The sequence below is a fragment of the Bradyrhizobium sp. CFUWI genome (assembly GCF_056429085.1).
This window is the reverse complement of record NZ_JBWJZE010000007.1, coordinates 152,769-168,077: the sequence shown is the minus strand read 5'-3', so window position 1 is coordinate 168,077 and position 15,309 is coordinate 152,769. Positions and strand designations below refer to the sequence as shown.

Annotated in this window: 15 protein-coding genes; all 15 read right to left on the bottom strand. The window is 63.1% G+C overall.

All coding sequences use genetic code 11. The annotated features are described in order from the left end of the window. Positions 1-22: 22 nt before the first annotated feature. The 15 genes from AC066S_RS17440 to AC066S_RS17370 all read right to left on the bottom strand — a co-directional run bounded on the left by AC066S_RS17440 (position 23) and on the right by AC066S_RS17370 (position 15,305). Positions 23-1,090, bottom strand: coding sequence for an ABC transporter substrate-binding protein (locus AC066S_RS17440; RefSeq protein WP_235885104.1), 1,068 nt, complete (start codon positions 1,088-1,090; stop codon positions 23-25). 34 nt (positions 1,091-1,124) lie between these two features. Then, the gene (locus AC066S_RS17435) at positions 1,125-1,919 is read right to left on the bottom strand and encodes an ABC transporter permease (RefSeq protein ID WP_135169733.1); all 795 of its coding nucleotides are present in this window, start codon (positions 1,917-1,919) and stop codon (positions 1,125-1,127) included. Beyond that, the gene (locus tag AC066S_RS17430) at positions 1,916-2,791 is read right to left on the bottom strand and encodes an ABC transporter permease (protein WP_135169734.1); all 876 of its coding nucleotides are present in this window, start codon (positions 2,789-2,791) and stop codon (positions 1,916-1,918) included. Before AC066S_RS17430 ends, AC066S_RS17435 begins: the two co-directional genes overlap by 4 nt. Next, complete coding sequence (locus AC066S_RS17425) at positions 2,788-3,903, bottom strand: ABC transporter ATP-binding protein (protein ID WP_478270230.1); 1,116 nt, start codon at positions 3,901-3,903, stop codon at positions 2,788-2,790. Before AC066S_RS17425 ends, AC066S_RS17430 begins: the two co-directional genes overlap by 4 nt. A gap of 96 nt (positions 3,904-3,999) precedes the next feature. Beyond that, positions 4,000-4,836 carry a shikimate dehydrogenase family protein gene (locus AC066S_RS17420; protein WP_235885105.1) on the bottom strand — a complete coding sequence of 279 codons (837 nt, stop codon included), beginning with the start codon at positions 4,834-4,836 and terminating at the stop codon, positions 4,000-4,002. Continuing rightward, positions 4,802-5,449: a class II aldolase/adducin family protein gene (locus tag AC066S_RS17415; protein WP_135169736.1), complete on the bottom strand. Its 648-nt coding sequence runs from the start codon at positions 5,447-5,449 to the stop codon at positions 4,802-4,804. The genes AC066S_RS17420 and AC066S_RS17415 overlap by 35 nt, the downstream gene beginning before the upstream one ends. Continuing rightward, positions 5,446-6,708: a 3-oxo-tetronate kinase gene (gene otnK / locus AC066S_RS17410; protein WP_235885106.1), complete on the bottom strand. Its 1,263-nt coding sequence runs from the start codon at positions 6,706-6,708 to the stop codon at positions 5,446-5,448. The genes AC066S_RS17415 and otnK overlap by 4 nt, the downstream gene beginning before the upstream one ends. Before the next feature lie 555 nt (positions 6,709-7,263). After that, positions 7,264-8,667, bottom strand: coding sequence for an amidase (locus tag AC066S_RS17405; RefSeq protein ID WP_126255472.1), 1,404 nt, complete (start codon positions 8,665-8,667; stop codon positions 7,264-7,266). A gap of 88 nt (positions 8,668-8,755) precedes the next feature. Continuing rightward, positions 8,756-9,517 carry an SDR family NAD(P)-dependent oxidoreductase gene (locus AC066S_RS17400; RefSeq protein ID WP_126255471.1) on the bottom strand — a complete coding sequence of 254 codons (762 nt, stop codon included), beginning with the start codon at positions 9,515-9,517 and terminating at the stop codon, positions 8,756-8,758. Between the two features lie 46 nt (positions 9,518-9,563). Continuing rightward, positions 9,564-10,289 carry an ABC transporter ATP-binding protein gene (locus AC066S_RS17395; protein ID WP_135169738.1) on the bottom strand — a complete coding sequence of 242 codons (726 nt, stop codon included), beginning with the start codon at positions 10,287-10,289 and terminating at the stop codon, positions 9,564-9,566. Continuing rightward, the gene (locus tag AC066S_RS17390; protein WP_126255469.1) at positions 10,279-10,998 is read right to left on the bottom strand and encodes an ABC transporter ATP-binding protein; all 720 of its coding nucleotides are present in this window, start codon (positions 10,996-10,998) and stop codon (positions 10,279-10,281) included. The genes AC066S_RS17395 and AC066S_RS17390 overlap by 11 nt, the downstream gene beginning before the upstream one ends. Before the next feature lie 2 nt (positions 10,999-11,000). Further along, positions 11,001-12,065, bottom strand: a complete 1,065-nt coding sequence (locus AC066S_RS17385) for a branched-chain amino acid ABC transporter permease (RefSeq protein ID WP_135169739.1) — start codon at positions 12,063-12,065, stop codon at positions 11,001-11,003. Positions 12,066-12,077: 12 nt separating this feature from the next. Beyond that, the gene (locus tag AC066S_RS17380; protein ID WP_135169740.1) at positions 12,078-12,944 is read right to left on the bottom strand and encodes an ABC transporter permease subunit; all 867 of its coding nucleotides are present in this window, start codon (positions 12,942-12,944) and stop codon (positions 12,078-12,080) included. Positions 12,945-13,034: 90 nt separating this feature from the next. Continuing rightward, positions 13,035-14,252, bottom strand: a complete 1,218-nt coding sequence (locus AC066S_RS17375) for an urea ABC transporter substrate-binding protein (protein WP_209311860.1) — start codon at positions 14,250-14,252, stop codon at positions 13,035-13,037. 57 nt (positions 14,253-14,309) lie between these two features. Continuing rightward, positions 14,310-15,305 carry an acetamidase/formamidase family protein gene (locus AC066S_RS17370; protein ID WP_126255465.1) on the bottom strand — a complete coding sequence of 332 codons (996 nt, stop codon included), beginning with the start codon at positions 15,303-15,305 and terminating at the stop codon, positions 14,310-14,312. Between the last annotated feature and the right edge of the window lie 4 nt (positions 15,306-15,309).

Here is a 15,309-nt window from a genome sequence, read left to right as displayed (position 1 = left end):
TTGCGGGAGAAGCTAGTGCGGCTTAGCGGGTCAGCCATGCCATCCAACGCTCACGCAGCTCGTTACGATGTTCGCCGATCCAGGCGAAATCGGGCTTGACCAGCTTTTCGTAGTTCTCCGGCGAGGTCGCGTAGAGATTGCGCTCCTCCGGCTTCAACAACTCGATGGCCGACTTGCTGGCCGTCGCATAGTTGACAGCGCGCATGAACGGCACATGCGCGTCGGAGCTCGCATAGAAGAAATCGAGATAGGCCATGGCGGCTTTGGGGTCGGGCGCACCCTTGAGAACAGCCATGTAGCCGGTGTCGCGAATGGCCTGGTCCCAGGACATGGCAACCGGTACGCCCTCCTTCACCACGGCGAGCGCGCGGCCTGAATAGCTCATGGCCATGACCACCTCGCGGCTGCGCATGATCTGCTGCACCTGGTCGCCTGTCTTCCACCACACCGCGACATTGGGACGGATCTCGTCCAGCTTCTTGTAGGCACGATTGATGTCCAGCGGGAAAAGCTGCTCCGGCTTGACGCCGTCGGCGAGGAGCGCGGCTACCGGAACCCACCAATCGCTGTCGCCGGTGTCTGGCAGCCCTCGCGGCCCGGGAAACTGCTTGACGTCCCAAAAATCCGCCCATGTCTTCGGCGTCTTGCCCTTGAACGTTTCGGTATTGTAGGTGATCAGCATGCCGCCGGTCGTCCGGGCGACGCCGTAGGGCTGACAGGCGTCGGAGACACCGAACTTCTGGACGCTGGGCAGTTTCGCACAGTCGATCTTCTCGAGCATGTCGGTGCGCCCGACCAGGTCGGGCCCCGTTGCCGTGACGATGTCGAACTCCACCTTGCCGGTTCGTTGCATCGCCTTGGCGCGCGCCCACTGGTCGGGGACCTCGATTGCGACCGGGACGATTTCGACATTCTTGGCCTTGTTGAAGGGGTCGTAGAAATATTTCGCGAGGGTGTTGCCCATCAGGCCACCGGTCGTGGCAATCACCAACTGGTCTTCCAGCTTTTCGGCGGCTGCCGGCAGCGCTCCGCAAAGAACCGAAGCAATCACGACAGCTGCCGAGCTCCACATCCAACCTGTTCTTGGCATCGACGATCTCCTCTCTGGCTTCTCGCCCGGTTCGCTACCGGGTGACGCTGCGGGATCTGAGGACATGGGCCCCCAGCAGAATCAAAATGGACAAGACGATCAACAGTGTCGCGATCGCGGGAATCACCGGTGTCAGGTTCTGCTCGATGTCCTCGAACATTCGGCGCGGCAGCGTCTTCTGGCGCACACCGGACAGAAAGAACGATACCACCGGCTCGTCGAACGAGATGATGAAAGCAAACAGCGCACTGCTAGCCAGACTCGGCAGGACGAGCGGCAGCGTGATCAGGCGGAAAGCTTGAAAGCGTGTCGCGCCGCAGCTCATGGCGGCGGCCTCCAGATTGGCATCGACCTTTCCCAGGGCGGCAGCCATCGTGAAGACGACGAATGGCAAGGTGAGCACCGTATGCGCCAGCACGAAGCCGGGAATGGTCCCGGAGAGACCGATCGTCTGAAAAAACAGATAGAGACCGACCGCGAGCGCGATGTGCGGCACAATGATCGGCCCGATCAGGGCGATCTGGAAAGCGGTTACCAACCGGCTGCGGCCGCGGATCATTGCATAGGTCGCGGCCGTGCCGATGACCGACGCGAAGAGAGCGGTCAGCAAGGCGACCTGTACGCTGAGCCAGGTGGCGGCACGCCATTGCCTGCTGTCGAAATACTCCGCGTACCATTTCAGCGTAAAGCCGGACGGCGGAAATGCCAGATAGTCGTTCTGGCTGAACGACATTGGAATGACGATGACCAACGGCACGATGATGAAAGCCAGCACGGCATAGACATAGGCTCCCAGCGCGAGCGATCCGCGGTCGGTCGGCGGTTTCATGAGGCATTCCCCATCAGCCGGTCGAAACGGAGCATCTTGCTGAAGATGATCGCCAGCAACGTGACGAATACGGTCAGCACTCCGACCAGCGCCGCAGCGAAGGGCCAATCGAGCACCTCACGAATCTGCTTCGAGACGAGCGTCGAGATCATCATCTCCTGCGGAGAGCCGAGCAGCGCGGGCGTAATGAAGAAGCCGAGCGCCGTAAGGAACACGAGCAGCGAACCCGAGACGACACCCGGCAGGCTCAAGGGGAGGATCACCTCCAGAAAGGCCCGCAGGCGCGTTGCGCCGAGCACGGCGGCCGCACGCCCGTAGTCGCTCGGAATACTGCGCAATGCGCCGTAGATCGGCAGGATCATGAACGGCAGGAGCACGTGGGTCATGGCGATGACGACGGCGCTCTGGGTATACAGCAGCTTGAACGGCTGTGACGTCAGACCGAGAGACATCAACGCCGAATTGATCAGCCCGTTGCGCTGGAACAGGAATGACCAGGCGGCGGTGCGCACCAGGACGCTCGACCAGAGCGGCAGGATGACACAGACAGCGACAAGGGCTGCGACCGTCCCCTTGGCCCGGCTCATGTAATAGGCGACCGGGAAGCCGAGGACCACGGACAAGGCGGTCACCAGCGTCGCGGTCCAGAGCGTGCGCATCAGGACGCGCATGTGAACCGGATTGTCGACGACGCGCGCGTAGTTGTCCAAGGTCGGATGCGGCTCGAGAATGCTGATCACCAGGAGCTGCAGGATCGGATAGACGAAGACGAAGGCGATGATGGCGAAGAACGGAAGGAGCAGCAACAGCGTCGACAGGCCGCTCAGCCGGCGGCCGTCGGAATGCCAGAAATGCGATCGCTCCTCCCTCATCGCCGCTTTCCCCGGTAGAGCAGCATCGCCTCGGTAGGGATCGTGAAGGACGCAACGTCACCTGCGGCCAAGGAGCTGAACTGCGAGGCGCCGGGGATTCGCGCGCGCATCTCGGTGCCATCAGGCAGACGTCCGATCAGAAGCAGGGCGGCCCCGGCATAGACGATGTCGCTCAGCGCCACAGTGACGACTTGCCCGACCGGACTGGTGCCGAGTTGCAGCCGCTCGGGTCTCACGGCCAGCACCGCGTCCTCGCCGGCCGCAACCGGCTCAACGGCCGCCGTCGCCGGCAGGCGCCATGCTTCACCCGATGGCAGAGCCACGGAGATGTCGTCGCCGACGCTTTGAACGGCGACGTCGACGAAATTCATCTCGCCGATGAAGCCGGCGGTAAAGAGATTCGCGGGCCTTTCGTAAAGCTGGCGCGCCGGCCCGATCTGCTGGATCTTGCCGTCTCTCAGGACAGCGATCCGGTCGGCCATAGTCAGCGCCTCGCTCTGGTCGTGAGTGACGAAGATGACGGTGATGCCAAGCTCAGCGTGCAATCGCTTGATCTCGAGCTGCATGTCTTCGCGGAGATTCTTGTCGAGCGCACTTAGCGGCTCGTCCATCAAGAGGACGCGCGGCTGATAGACGATCGCACGCGCGAGCGCCACGCGCTGCTGCTGACCGCCGGAAAGCTCGTTCGGACGACGCTGGCCATAGCCTGCCAGACGAACGGTCGCGAGCGCAGCTTCGGCCCGCGCATGACGTTCAGCCGTCCGGAGACCGCGCATCTTCAAGGGAAAGGCGACATTGTCGAGAATCGACATGTGCGGGAACAGCGTGTAATTCTGGAACACCATTCCCAGATTGCGCCTGTTCGAAGGAACATAGGTCAGGTCTTCGGAATCGACGTGAATGGTGCCGCTGGTCGGGAATTCGAATCCTGCGACGCTCATCAGGATCGTCGTCTTTCCGGAGCCGCTCGGTCCGAGCAGGGCGATAAACTCACCGGCAGCAATATCGACATCGACGCCATCGACGGCGGACACGGCCCCGAAGCGCTTCTCCAAGCGGCTGATGCGGATCGATGCGCCCGACGCCGATTGCCTGGCCGATGCAGTATTCACGGGGCCTCGCTTCCCTTCCGTCTTGCCTTCGATCCGGCGGCCCCTTGCACCCAATCCCACGGTCGCCGTCCTCGATATAATATTTGATATATCAGGCTATCGCGCGATGAACCGCGCGACAAGGGCCATCTGTGCATCAAGCATAGGCCTTCCGCCGATGACCCGCGCGCCCTGCGCAGCCGCCCTTGCAAGAAGCCGGGTCACGGCTGGATTAACGATAATGTCGCTGACGGTGGCGCCGGCACCGACACCTTCGATATCCACCGGAAGCGGATCATCCGGTTTCATGCCGAGCGACGTCGTATTGACGATGAGATCGAATGAGCGCGCCTCCGCGCGGCCGGCGCTGACCTTCGTGGCGGGATAATGTGCAGCCACGGCGGCCGCAAGCGCGTGAGCCTTCCCGTCATCCCGGTTCATGATCGTGAGTTCGCCCGCGCCGGCCTCCGCCAGGCCGAATGCAGTGGCACGTCCCGCACCACCTGCACCGACCTGGAGCACCTTCCGACCGCGAACCGCAACCTCGTGCTGAGCGAGGCTGGCGGTGAATCCCCTCGCATCCAGATTGTCGCCCACGAGGCGCCCTTCCGCCGTCCGCTTGACGAAATTGACCGCGCCAATCAGTTGCGCCGTCGGCGTGATCTCATCGAGATGCTCGATCACGCAGGTCTTGTGCGGGATCGTGACACCGAAGCCGAAGACGTTGCGCATCAGCCTGATGCTTGCGACGGCCTGGCCGAGATCGCCGGGCAGGACATGGATCGGGGACACCGCCAGATCGTCGCCGATCGATGCGAAATAGGCATTCATGACCGCACTCGCCCGCACATGATCGATCGGGTCGGCGAGTACGAACATGATCTTGGTCTTGCCGGTGATCTCCATGAAGCTGTCCTTCTCAGGCCGGCAGAGCGGCGCGGCCGTAGCTGCCATAGCGCTCGACCACCCGCGCCATTTCGTCGTCGGCAAGGATCGCGGGTGCGCCGGCCTGACAGGCGAGCAGATACTGCCGGGCAAGGGTTTCGAGCTTCACGGTGAGGTCGAAGGCCGCCTGCAGCCCGTTGCCGACGGCAATCATCCCGTGGTTTGCGAGCAGGCAGGCCTTGCGCTGTTTCAGCGCCGCGACGGCGCCGTCGGCGAGCGCCCTGGTGCCGAACGTGGCGTAGGGTGCACAAGGCACATCGTTGCCACCAAAACCGGCGACCATGTAGTGGAATGCAGGAATTGGCTTTGCGAGGCAGGACAGCGCGACGCAGCAATCGGCATGGGTGTGCACCACCGCGTTCACGTGCGGATAGGCGTTCAAGATCGCCAGATGCATGTGCCATTCACTGGAGGGCAAGCCGCCTCCAACCACCGTTCCGTCGCGCTTCAAATGGACGAGACCATCGATGGTCGTGTTGCCGCTATTGCCGCCGGTCGGCGTGATCAGAACGTCTTCTCCGATGCGACAGCTGACATTTCCGCTGCTGCCGTGATTGAAGCCCTTGGCTTCCAGGCGCGCTACAGTCTCCAGCACGGATTGTCTAAGTTCGCGTTCGTTCAATTGACCGCCTCCGGATTCAACATCGCTTCCAGCGTCGTCGCGAACAGGTCGATGGGGCCCAGCTTGCCGGACTTCAGACAAAGGGCCACCGGATCCTCGTCTTCGGTCACCGCAGTGCCGATGCCGGGTCCACCGTAGGGACCGACCCGCAAACGCCGAATGCCGAGGTGTTCGACGATCGCACCAGACGTCTCGCCACCGGCCACAACGAAGCGCCGCACGCCGATACTGCGAAGAGAGACGGCGAGCCGACCAAGAATGGTTTCGGCGAGTTGCGCCGCGCCTTCACGTCCATATCGCTGCTGAGCCATTTTGACGGCCTCCGGCGCGCCCGAGGTGGCGAAGCCAACAGGACCGCGGTCCAGCCGCGGCCGCGCCCAGTCGAGCGCATCGCCAACCGTCGCCGCCACATCTTCGGCGTTCGGAAGATCGATGCGAAACAAGGGATGGCTCTTCTCGAATTCGGCAAGTTGCTCCAACGTCCGCTCGGCGCAACTTCCGGCGAGAACCACGCCGCCGCCACCAACCGCGCGCAAACCGGGCGGTCTCCTGGCCGTGGCGATGAGCCCCCGCGCCTTCCAGATTGCCGGGTAGTGCTGCACGATCGTCGCATTGCCGGTCATCAGCTTCCAGTCGCAGGTGAGCGTGGCAAGCGTATCGAGATCCCGATCGTAGATCGTGTCCGCAATGAAGTAGCGGATACCCCGAGCCGCCGCTTCCGCGATCGCGCGACCGGCCGAGTCCGCGCCGGCGTTGACCTGCGAATGCGCCAGAAGGCCAACCCGGGTCGGCGTCTGGCGCTGCAGAACCCGGACCAGATCGGGATCGGTCATCGGTGTCAGCGGATCATTGCGTTTCGGCGAGTCCGAGATCAGCTCGGTCCCGAGAAACAGATGACCATTATAGACGGTCCTTCGAAGGGCGGGAGAAGCCGGGCAGAAGGCGGTGTATTCGGCGCCGGTCAGCTGCATCAGCAGGTCGGAGACCGGGCCGATATTTCCCTGGTCGGTGGAATCGAACGTCGCACAATATTTGAAGAAGATTTGCCGCGCGCCCCGCGCAAGCAGCGCCCGCGCCGCCTTTTCCGTCATGGTGACGGCTTCGCTTGCGGGGATCACTCGCGTCTTCTGCGCGACCAGGATAGCCGGCACATCGCCGCAGCTGCCGACGAGATCGGGGTCGGTGACAAATCCGCATTCGATCCCGGCAGCGACCAGCATCGCGGCCGTTTCCATGCCGCCCGTCAGATCGTCCGCCACCACTCCGAAGATGAGCTTTGTCATGCGTCCCGCAGGTCTCGTGCAATATCGGCGAGTGTTGATACATGATATATCAAATATTTGCAATACCGGCTTGCCCGCATGAAACGAAGGAGATGCCGCATCGATACTTCCGATACGAATTAAGGCAGATGGCCGCGAAAGGCGCGGTAGGCACCGGAGTCAACTTTGTGACGCCGCAATCTTGGGGAGCCACGACGGCCGAACGTCTGGAAACGATGGCCAGAAAGATTCACCCGCTTGGATGCTACGTTCGGGCAATGGAGGGAGGAAAGGCTTCGATGTTCCGCTGTCACGCCGAGGAGGACCGGAAATGCAATCGAGATGGACAACGATCTTCGTCAAACGTTCCGCACGATTGCAACTGCGGCCGGCGTATCCGAAGCCGACGCCAAGCTCCTGATACTCCAATCCATCACGGGCATTTCTGGCTGCGCGCCGCCAGCTGCGACCGTCTCAGCACACCGTTGACGTTCACCCATAACATAGTCGGTCGGCGGCCAATTGAAGCATCGGCTACCGTCTCAGCCGTGGTCAATCGATCGGGGCACGACGAGTGTGCCAGTCCGTCACCGACTGGAACGCATGCCCGGCGCGGGCGAGCACATCCTCCGACAGATGCGGGCCGACGAGCTGCATGCTGAGCGGCAGGCTATCCGACGCCATGCCATTCGGCAGCGTGATAGTCGGACTGCCCGAGAAGTCGAACACCGCGGTGAAGCGCAAGATGCTGAGTAGCACGTTCGGATCCGCGCCGTACTCGCCCATCTTGGTCAGCGTCGGAATCGGCACGGGCATGGTGGGGATCAGGAGCAGGTCGATATCGGCAAACAGGGCCGCCAAGCTGCCGCAGAACTTCAGCCTCTCGTGATGGATCTGCGCGATCTCGACGCCGCTCATCGACCTGCCCTGCTCGATCAACTGCGCTAGATCGGGGCCGTATTCCGACTTCCGGGACGGATAGGTTTCGAGATGCGCCTCTGCGGTCTCGATCGAGCACATCGGAATCCACATGCTTACGAGCTTCTCGTAGGCCGGGAACTTAACCTCGCGGATATCGGCCCCAAGCGCAGCGAGCGTCCGCTCGGCTTCCAGCAACGCGGCGGCCACTTGCGGATCGATTCCGTTCTGGGTGTAGCTGCGGTCTACGCCGATCCGCAGGCCTCGGACCCCGCCACCGATACCTGCGAGATAGTCCGGCACCGGCGCCTGCAGGACCGTGGGATCGTTGACATCCGCCCCTGCGATGATGCCGAGCATCGCGGCCGCATCGGACGCGCTCCGGCACATAGGCCCGATATGGTCGAGCGAGTCGGCCAGGGGAAAGACCCCATAGCGGCTGACGCGTCCCCAGGTCGGCTTGATCCCGGTCAGCCCGCATGTTGCCGACGGAAACCGGATTGAGCCGCCGGTGTCGCTACCGATCGAGCCGAAGCAGAGCCCCGCCGACGTCGCCACGCCCGATCCGCTCGAGGACGAGCCGACCCAGTAATCGACACCCCAGGGATTGAGCGGCGCCTGGTCGTTCGGATGGTGGCTGGTGTAGGCGCCCTCGGTCATTTTCAGCTTGCCAAGCGTGACGGCGCCGGCCTGCTCGAGCCGGTCCACGATCGTCGCGTTGAAGGACGGGACGAATTTGGCGTGGATCGTGGTGCCACCGGCCGTCGGCGCAAAGGTGGTGTAGCAGAGGTCCTTCAGTCCGATCGGCACGCCGTGCAGCGGCCCGCGCCAGATGCCCTTGGCCAGCTCGGCGTCACAGCGCTTCGCCTGTGCGATGGCGCGCTCGGCAAGGACGAGCGCATAGCCGTGGAATTTGCCGTCGAGCCTGGCGATCCGGCTCAGCATGGCCTCGGTCACTTTCGAGGGCAGAAGCTCGCCGCGACGGAACAGCTCGGAGAGCTCGGTGATCGACTTGTAGTGGATTGGATCTGCTGACATCTGACAGCCCTGTTGTTGTCGGAAAACGGCCCTGCCCCGCCGGCGCCGCTGGCGGCCCGGTTTCGTCGCTGGGCGGCTCGGAATGCGCCTAAAACTGCACCCCGCGCGTGAGCGCACCGTCGACCACGAGGTTGGTCCCGGTGATAAAGCTCGCAGCCTTGCTGGCAAGAAAGACCGCGCCGTTTGCCATTTCCTGCGGCGTGCCCATGCGGCCGGTCGGATTGAGCGCCAGCGCAGTCTTGTACAGCTCGGGATTGCCGTCCTTGATCTGATTCCAAACACCGCCCTCGAAATAGGTGTTGCCCGGCGACACCGAGTTGGCGCGGATGCCCTTGCCGGCAAGCTGGAAGGCGAGCCCCTGCGTGTAGTGGATGATCGCGGCCTTGAATGTGCCGTAGGGACCGCTGGCGAAATCGACCTCGCGGCCCGACACGCTGGAGATGGTGACGATCGCGGCGGCCTTGCTCTTCTCCAGATATGGCATCGCCGCATTAACCAGCCGCACCGTGCCCATCATGTCGGTGGAGAACTCCTTCTCCCAGCTCTCCTCGTCCTGCCCGATCGATAACGCGCTGACATTGGCGACGACAATGTCGATGCCGCCGAGCTTGGAGGCCATATCCTCTACCCAGGCCTTGAGCGCCGGACCATTGGAGACGTCGACCGAGCTGCCGAACGCAGCGACGCCCTTCGCCTTGATCGCAGTGACCGCGCTGTCGACGTCCGCCTGGTTGCGCGCGCAGATGCCGACATTGGCCCCTTCTGCCGCGAAGGTGTCGGCGATCGCCCTGCCGATCCCCTTGGTGCTGCCTGTGACGAGAACCTTTGCGCCCTTGAGTCCGAGATCCATGTTCATTCCCTTCCTATTGACGACTTGAAAGCACGCCTGAGGCCGTTCAGAGCAGAAGCTGTTCGCGCACGTCGTCCTCGTTGACCTCGGCGCCTGCGAGCGACCGCGTAATCTTGCCCTTCTCCATGATGTAGCAGCGTTCGGCGATCGCCAGGATCGTGTCGAGGTTCTGCTCGACGAAGATGATGGTGGTTCCGAGCTCGTTGCGGAACGACCGGAGCGCCTCACAGATGTGCTGAACGATCGACGGTTGGATACCCTCGGAGGGCTCGTCCAGGATCATCAGGGACGGATTGCCGATCAGCGCGCGGCCTATGGCGAGCTGCTGTTGCTCGCCGCCCGACATGGTGCCCGCGGCCTGTCGCCGACGCTCCTTCAGCCGCGGGAAATACTCATAGACCAGCTCCGGCAGCTTCTTGCCGCCCGGACCACCGATCAGCTCGCCGACCTGCAGGTTCTCCTCGACGGTCATTTGCGGAAACACGTCGCGCCCTTGCGGGATGTAGCCGAAGCCGGCCCGCGCCCGTGCGTCGGCTTCCAGCGCCGTGACGTCCTGCCCCATGAAGCTGATCGTCCCGCGCCAGGTTTGCAGCAGTCCGATCAGGCAGCGCATCAGGGTCGATTTGCCGACACCGTTGCGGCCGATCACGCCGACGATCTCGCCGCGCCAGACCGACATGTTGACGCCCTGCAGGATCGGCGTCGCGCCGTATCCCGCCCACAATTCGGCGACGTCGATAATCCGCTCAGGGGACGAAACATTAGTGAGCATGGGTCTTACCCAGATAGATTTCCGCGACCTTCCCGTCCTGCAGGATGCTTTCGAGCGTCCCGCGCGCAAAAATCCTGCCGAGATGCAGCACCGTGACGCGTTGGGCCACCTGGCGTACGAAGGCCATGTCATGCTCGACCACGAGCACCGTCATTCCCTCGGCATTGAACGACCTGATCAGTTCGCCGGTCTTGAAGGTTTCTTCCGGTGACATGCCGGCCGTCGGCTCGTCCAGCAGCAGGAGCTGCGGCTTCAACGCCAGCGCCATCCCGATCTCGAGCCATTGCTGCTGGCCGTGCGACAGCGCGCCCGCGAGCTTGTCGCAATCCGCCGCGAGATTGAGCAGCGTCAGCAGTCGGTCTTCCTCGGCGATGCGTTCCGGGCCGGACAGTCGCTCCTGCAGCGCGGTCTGGATGTTCTGGCGGACAGGCAATTCCTTGAAGACGCTCGGGGCCTGCATCTTGATGCTCATGCCCCGCTGCACCCGCGCGTAGGGCCGCTCGGCCGTGATATCGACGGTGTCGAACAGGATGTTGCCCTCGGTCGGCGGATAGAGGCCGACGATCAGCTTGAACAGCGTGCTCTTGCCGGCGCCGTTGGGTCCGATCAGGCAGTGGATCTCGCCAGCATTGACCGTGAGGTCGACGCCCGAGACCGCCGTCAGCCCGCCGAAGCGCTTCGAAACGCCTTTGACTTCGACCAGCGCCATGATCAGGACTCTTCCGGTTGCAGGCGGCCGGCTTCGGCTACGTCGCTGCGCCGCCGGCGTGCCTGCCACCAGTCGGCGGCGAGCTTGCCGATGCCGAGCACGAAGCCTTGCGGCGCCAGCATCACGGTCGCGAGCAGCAGCACCCCCATCAGCACCAGCGCCGCCTGCTGGCTGTAGACGGTGATAGTCTGAAAGCCGAAGAGAAGCAGGAACGCCCCAACCAGCGTCGCAGTCAGATCGCTGCGCCCGGAGAAGGCCACCCATACAATCGGCATCGCGGCCGCCGGCAAGCCGATGCTGGATGGCGTGATGAACTGCCCCCAGGATGTGTAGAGCGCGCCGCTGAGGCCGGCGAGGCCGCTGCCGATCACGAAGGTCAGCAGCTGATATTTGCGGACGTCGTAGCCCAGCATCTCCGCGCGCTGGGGATTCTCCCGCGTCGCCACGATGACGTTGCCGATGCCCGAATTCACCAGCATGCGCAGCGCGAGATAGACGATCACGATCAGCGCGACCATGACATAGTAGAGCGCCGATCCCTCGACGTAGAAGTCACCCACCGTTAGAGGGTCCATGCCCTTCATGCCGTTGAAGCCGTTCAGCCGCGCCGAGCCGATGTGCCATTCCGGTCCGGCCGTTTGTCCGAGGAAGAAGGCGAGCACCAGCGTCGCGGACAGCGTCACGATGCCGAAGAAGATGCCGTTGATCCCGCCCCAGATCATGAAATAGCCGAGGATGCCGGCCGCGATCATCGCCAGGACGACAGAGAGCACGAGCGCGGCGATCGTCGCCGTGCCGCCACCCATGTTGATGGCGAGCACGCCGTAGCCGTAACCGGCGATGCCGAAGAAGAGCGTCTGGCCGAACGACAGCATGCCGCCGTAGCCCCACATCAGGCAGAGGCCGAGCGCCATGAAGATCCAGATCAGGAAGTAGGCGAAATTGCCGACATCGTAGGAATCGGCAAACGAGGGATAGGCCAGCGCGCCCGCGAGCACGACCAAGAAGCACGACCAGAACATCTTGCCGCGTCCGAGCGTCTGTGGACCTTCGAGCAGCTTGAACATCACATATTCCCTCTAACGCCCACGGCGAACCAGCACGCTGGAGAGCCCTTCGGGTAACACCCGGATGATCAGGATGACGGCGACCAGCATACCGATCTGCCCTATTATCTGGCCGTAGCTAGCGTTTAGCGCCATTCGGATCATCGCCAGGAACACGGCGGCCGGCGCCGTTCCGAGCAGCACGTTGGCTCCTCCGATCACGACGGTCACAAAACTCTCGACCACGAAGGTCGCCCCCATGGTCGGGATCAACGTCATCGTCGGCGCATACAGCGCGCCGCAAAGCCCGGCAAGGCCGGTTCCGATCCCGAAGCTGATCGCATAGATGCGGCCGGTGCGTGCGCCGAGCGCCTTCGCCATCGCTGCGTTCTGCATGGTGGCACGAGCAATCACGCCGAACCGCGTCTTCATGAAGATGATGTAGAGACCGGCCAGCACCGCCACGGCGCAGCCGAACAGCACCAGACGGTAGGTCGAGAACGTATAGCCGCCAATCGCGAAGCTGCCCTCGGGCGTTCCGATGCCGCGCACGGCGGAGCCAACTATCAGGAGCATCGACTGCGTCACGATCAGGCTCAGTCCCCAGGTCGCGAGCAGCGAATCCAGGGGGCGCTTGTAGAACCGCCGCACCACCAAGAACTCGACGAGGACACCGATGAGGCCCGCCGTCAGCGCCGCCAGGATCTGCGCGACGGCGAGCGGCACCCCCAGATTGACCAGACCAACCGTGACATAGGCACCGCACATGATGAACTCGCCATGCGCCATGTTGATGACGCCCATCATGCCGAACACGATGGCGAGGCCTGCGGCCGAGAGAATGAGGAACGCGAAAACGTCGGCGAACTGATAGAACAGCGAGAACAATTCAGCCGACATCGCGATCCCCTCGATAGCGGCGCCGCATCGTCGCGGCGCCGGCTTGGTTTGAAATCGTGGTGCCCATCACGAGCAAGATCCGTGCCCGCCTCAGGACTTCTTGGGGAGATGGCTTGGCGTGTATTGATCCTTGTCATTCTTCTTCGTGAGATCGCATCCGATCTCGCCAAGCCAGTAAGGCTGGATCGTGCCGTAGTCCTTCTCGACCTTCACCTCATGCTTCGGCCCGACGGAGATCAGGCGCATCCGGTGCGAGGTGTGCTGGCTCTTTGGATCGATGCAGACCTTTCCCTCGGGCGCGTCGATGCAGGCATCGCCGGTCGCGATGACCTTGCGCATGTCGTCGAGCTTGATCGACTTCGCCTTCTCGACCAGCGCCTTGTACATGTAGAGCGCGTTATAGGCGTTGTACCCCATGTCGTTGATGTAGAGTTCGTCGGGGAACTTGGCGTGCCAGCGCTTCTTGAACTCGGTCGCTTCGGGCGTGTCGATCTCCTCGAACCAGTTCGCGGTCGCGTGCATGTTGTTGAGCGCCGGCGGCTTGAACCGCTTGTGCTCGAAGCCGAGCATGACCTTGATCGACGAGCCCATCGGCAGGTTGAGGTTGGCCGCGGCCGCCTGCTCGAAGAACGAATCCTGGGCGGCACCGACGTTGATCGTCAGCAGCCAGTCGGGCTTGGCCTTCTGGATGTTCTGGATGGTCTGCGCGAACTGCGACACGCCGAGCGGGATGAATTCCTCGCCCACGACCTCGCCGCCCAGGTCCTTCATGATCTTGCGGTTCCACTCCGCCGAGATCTGACCGAAATTGTAGTCAGCGGCGATGACATAGACCTTCTTGCCGAACTTCTCGACCATCCACGGAATCAGCGTCGAGAACTGCTGCTCGGGCACCGCGCCCATGCTGATCATGCTGGCGTCGCAGACGCCACCCTCGTACTGGTTGGTGTAGAAATACGGCGTCGTGGTCCGATCGACGATCGGACGCAGCGCCTCGCGCGAGGCCGAAGTGATGCCGCCGATCAGCACGTCGACCTTGTCGCGATTGAGCAGGCGCCGGCCGAACTCCTGGTAGCGCGCATTGTCGCCCTGCGGATCGAGGTGAATGAGCTCGATCTGCCGTCCCAGGATGCCGCCGCTCTTGTTGATCTCCTCGATGGCGAGCTGCGAACCGTGCAGCTTCGGCATGCCCATGAAGGCAAGGTCGCCGGACACGTCCTCGAGCAGGCCGACCTTCAGCGGCGGCTCCGCGGCGCTGGCAATACTCATCGACGCCACTGTGCCGAGCATGGCGCCGAGCAAAACCATCCGTAACTTGCGTCCCGAATTCATCGTGATGTCCCCTCTATTGAAAGCGGCTGGATGTCATGGCTTGAGATAGTTCTTCAGGATGGACGCCCCCATTGTGTATTTGGGGTCGACCATGTTGCCGAGGCGCATGCGGCCGGCCTGGCTGAGCAGCATGTAGGCGTCGATCTCATCGAAGCCGTAATCGGCCGCCATCCACCGCACGAGCTCGCGATAGGCGATGCGCGCGGCGTCCTCGAGCGGACGCGCGCTGCCGATCGTCATGATGAAGTCCCTCGTCTCGAGCCGCGGCCAGGCGAAGCTCCAATTCTTGATCAGATCGACCTGGAGCGTGACGGTCGCGCGCTGCTCGAGCGCGACTCCGGAGAGCTCGCCGTCGCCCTGCGTCGCGTGGCAGTCGCCGACGTAGAGCATCCCGCCGTCGGCATGCACCGGGAAATAGATGATGGCACCCGGAGCGACGTCGGGCAGATCCATGTTGCCGCCGTGATAGTCCGGCTGTAGGGACGAGATCGCCTCGATCTCCGGCGAAACGCCGATGGTGCCGATGAACGGCTCGTAGGGCAGCGTGAGCTTGTCGTTCCAGCGCACGCCGTTCCTGTCGACATGCACCTTCTTCACGCGCTCGGGCAGCGGTGGATTGAGCAGTGCCGTCGAGCCGGTCCCGACCAATCCGCCGAACTCCGGAATGATGCAGGTCGTCCCGGCCGGCTGCTCGCCCCGGGTTTCGACGTCGCGGATGTAGATCGCGAGGCAATCGCCCTTCTTGGCGCCCTTCACCGCGATCGGCCCGCATTGCGGGTTGAGATAGGGGAAATTGAGCTTGGAGGTGGGGCTGTCGGTCTCCTTGGTCAGCACGCCGCCAAACGCATCTTCGGTCTCGACGACGACCACCCCACCGGGGTCGATCGTCAGGGTCGGCTTGGCATAGGGACCGTAGACGAAGTGGAAGTCCCCCTGCTGCTCGATCGTAAGGCTATGGGTCGCGCCGGTCGCGCCCTTGGCGACGGCGCGCTTGGCCATGATGGATGTCTTCAACCAGTCTTCGGACATGAGA

Coding starts and splice junctions, on each gene's coding strand:
- AC066S_RS17375 (WP_209311860.1), bottom strand. CDS start 14,252: ATGGTTTTGCTCGGCGCCATGCTCGGCACAGTGGCGTCGATGAGTATT.
- AC066S_RS17390 (WP_126255469.1), bottom strand. CDS start 10,998: ATGGCGCTGGTCGAAGTCAAAGGCGTTTCGAAGCGCTTCGGCGGGCTG.
- AC066S_RS17405 (WP_126255472.1), bottom strand. CDS start 8,667: ATGTCAGCAGATCCAATCCACTACAAGTCGATCACCGAGCTCTCCGAG.
- AC066S_RS17380 (WP_135169740.1), bottom strand. CDS start 12,944: ATGTCGGCTGAATTGTTCTCGCTGTTCTATCAGTTCGCCGACGTTTTC.
- AC066S_RS17370 (WP_126255465.1), bottom strand. CDS start 15,305: ATGTCCGAAGACTGGTTGAAGACATCCATCATGGCCAAGCGCGCCGTC.
- AC066S_RS17430 (WP_135169734.1), bottom strand. CDS start 2,791: ATGAGGGAGGAGCGATCGCATTTCTGGCATTCCGACGGCCGCCGGCTG.
- AC066S_RS17385 (WP_135169739.1), bottom strand. CDS start 12,065: ATGTTCAAGCTGCTCGAAGGTCCACAGACGCTCGGACGCGGCAAGATG.
- AC066S_RS17420 (WP_235885105.1), bottom strand. CDS start 4,836: ATGGCAGCTACGGCCGCGCCGCTCTGCCGGCCTGAGAAGGACAGCTTC.
- AC066S_RS17435 (WP_135169733.1), bottom strand. CDS start 1,919: ATGAAACCGCCGACCGACCGCGGATCGCTCGCGCTGGGAGCCTATGTC.
- AC066S_RS17395 (WP_135169738.1), bottom strand. CDS start 10,289: ATGCTCACTAATGTTTCGTCCCCTGAGCGGATTATCGACGTCGCCGAA.
- AC066S_RS17440 (WP_235885104.1), bottom strand. CDS start 1,090: ATGCCAAGAACAGGTTGGATGTGGAGCTCGGCAGCTGTCGTGATTGCT.
- AC066S_RS17400 (WP_126255471.1), bottom strand. CDS start 9,517: ATGGATCTCGGACTCAAGGGCGCAAAGGTTCTCGTCACAGGCAGCACC.